Here is a 2,445-nt window from a genome sequence, read left to right as displayed (position 1 = left end):
CGACGTACAGCGGCTTGATGCCCAGCCGGTCGCGGACCAGCAGCACGCGGTCGCGCCGCTGGTCGACCAGGGCGATGGCGAACATGCCGACCAGGTGCTCGACGAACCGGTCGCCCCAGCGGTCGTAGGCCTTCAGCACGACCTCGGTGTCGCTGGTGGACGTGAAGCGGTACCGGTCCGACAGCTCCGCGCGCAGTTCCCGGTAGTTGTAGACGCACCCGTTGAACGCGACGGCCAGCCCGAGGTCCGGGTCGACCATCGGCTGGGAGCCGGTGTCGGAGAGGTCGATGATCGAGAGCCTGCGGTGGCCGAGGGCGACCCGCCCCGCCGACCAGTGCCCCTCGCCGTCCGGTCCGCGCGACCGCATGGCCGCCGTCATGCGGGCCACGGCGTCGGGGTCCGGGCGATCGACCTGGCCGGTCACGACCTCACCGGCGATTCCGCACATGGTTCACCTCGGATGGCTCGGTTGGTGGGGGTCATGCCCCGTGGGGTGGCATCCGTGTACCCCGATCAAGAGCGGTCAAGCCCGACCGGTGGCTGGGTGAGGTTCGTCATCCCGGGCCGCGTGGTATGACCGGGGTCACCGGCCGTCCTGGGGTTTCACGCGTGCGGAGGGCGAGCATTCCCCGTCCCGGGCCCGTCGAAACACAGATGTAACGACCGGCGGGTTGACGTGGACCGCCCGCCGGCTTGGCATGTACGCCATGTCCACCGCGCCCGCCGCGCCGCCGCAGCTCCTCGTCGGCGCACCGCCCGCCCACGGTGAGGCCGGCCCGCGCCCGGACCTCGACCTGGACGCGGTCACGATCCCCGAGCTGGTCGAGCGGATGGACGCCGGCGCGCTGACCTCGGTCGAGCTGACCCGCGCCTACCTGGAGCGCATCGCCGCGGTGGACCGGCAGGTGCGGTCGGTCCTGCTGGTGAACCCGGAGGCGCCGGCCCAGGCCGCCGAGAGCGACCGGCGGCGGGCGCTGGGTCGGGCCCTCGGGCCGTTGGACGGCATCCCGGTGCTGCTCAAGGACAACATCGACACGCGGGGGCTGGGCACCACGGCGGGGTCGCGGGCGCTGGGCGTGCCGCCGGCGGAGGACGCCGAACTGGTCGTCCGCCTGCGCGCGGCGGGGGCCGTCGTGCTCGGCAAGACGAACATGTCGGAGTGGGGCAACTTCCGCTCCGCCTGGTCCACCTCCGGCTGGTCGGGCGCCGGCGGGCAGACCAACAACCCCCACGTGCTCGACCGCAACCCGTGCGGCTCCTCGTCGGGGTCGGGCGCGGCGGTCGCGGCGTCGTTGGCGCAGGTCGCGGTGGGCACCGAGACCAACGGGTCGATCGTGTGCCCGGCGAGCCAGAGCGGCGTCGTCGGCTTCAAGCCCACGCACGGCCGGGTCAGCGGCGCCGGCATCGTGCCCATCTCGACCCGGCAGGACACGGCGGGCCCCGTGGCGCGGCACGTCGTGGACGCCGCGATCCTGATGTCGGTCCTGGAAGGGCGCGGGGTCGACTACGCCGCCGCGCTCACGCCCGACGCGCTGCGCGGCGCACGGGTGGGCGTCTGGCGCCGGGCGGGGCACGACGCCGAGGCGGACCGGGTGGTGGAGTCGGCGGTGGATGTCCTGCGGCGCGGCGGCGTCACGGTCGTCGAGGTCGACCTGCCGTACCAGGACCTGATCGCGACGGCCGGGCTGCGGGCGCTGCTCACCGAGTTCAGGCACGACCTGGAGGCGTACCTCGCGACGCGGACGGGCGTGCCGCGGACGTTGCGGGCGCTGATCGAGTTCAACGAGGCGGACCCGGTCGAGCTGAGCCGGTTCGGTCAGGACCTGTTCTTCGAGGCCGAGAAGGCGCCGTCGATCACCGACCCCACCTACCTCGACCAGCGCCGCACCGCGACCGACCTGGCCCGCCGGTCCATCGACGAGGTGATGGAGGTCCACCGCCTCGACGTGATCATGGCCCCGACCAACGCCCCGGCGTGGCGGACCGACTACGCGGGCGACCCCGTCGGGCTGGGCTCCTCCACGCCCGCGGCGGTCTCCGGTTACCCGAACGCCACGGTCCCGGCGGGCTTCGCCGGTCCGCTGCCGATCGGCGTGTCGTTCATGGCCGGCCACGGGGCGGACGCCGCGGTCCTGCGGTTCGCGGCGGCGTTCGAACGGGCCGCGCCCGTGCGGCGCGCGCCCACCTACCTGCCCACGCTGCCGTAACGCCCTGCTGCGGCACCTACCCGGCCCCCGGCGCTCAGTCCGGTGGTTCGACCGAACCGGCCTCCTCGGTGACGTCCTGCGTGGTGGGCGCGTCGCGGGAGACCGCCGGCACCTCCAGGGACGGTTCCCTCAGCTCCGGCGTGCCGGGGGAGCGGGGTGGATCGGGGTTCAGGGGTCGTTCGTCGGATTCGGTCATGGCAGCGTTTACCCGCCAGCCGGAGACCCACGCCACACGATC

The 2,445-nt window shown here is 73.9% G+C and carries 2 protein-coding genes and 1 pseudogene; 1 reads left to right on the top strand and 2 read right to left on the bottom strand.

Translation table 11 applies throughout. The features are described from left to right. Positions 1–448, bottom strand: a pseudogene (locus AB0G02_RS35380) (N-acetylglutaminylglutamine amidotransferase); the annotation flags it as partial. Between the two features lie 259 nt (positions 449–707). On the opposite strand from AB0G02_RS35380, the gene AB0G02_RS35375 reads away from it, so the two are divergent. Continuing rightward, on the top strand, positions 708–2,207 hold the full coding sequence (locus AB0G02_RS35375) for an amidase family protein (protein ID WP_360803359.1): 1,500 nt from the start codon (positions 708–710) through the stop codon (positions 2,205–2,207). Between the two features lie 34 nt (positions 2,208–2,241). On the opposite strand, the gene AB0G02_RS35370 is transcribed toward AB0G02_RS35375, so the two are convergent. Continuing rightward, positions 2,242–2,445: hypothetical protein (locus tag AB0G02_RS35370; RefSeq protein ID WP_360803356.1), on the bottom strand; the 204-nt coding region annotated here is incomplete at its 5' end.

The sequence above is a fragment of the Actinosynnema sp. NPDC023658 genome (genome assembly GCF_040639995.1).
Taxonomy (GTDB): domain Bacteria; phylum Actinomycetota; class Actinomycetes; order Mycobacteriales; family Pseudonocardiaceae; genus Actinosynnema.
The sequence above is the reverse complement of the archived record's forward strand: the minus strand, read 5'-3'. Positions and strand labels throughout refer to the sequence as shown.

Bases quoted from the DNA above. Each gene is read 5' to 3' on its own strand.
- AB0G02_RS35375 (WP_360803359.1), top strand. From the start codon at position 708: ATGTCCACCGCGCCCGCCGCGCCGCCGCAGCTCCTCGTCGGCGCACCG.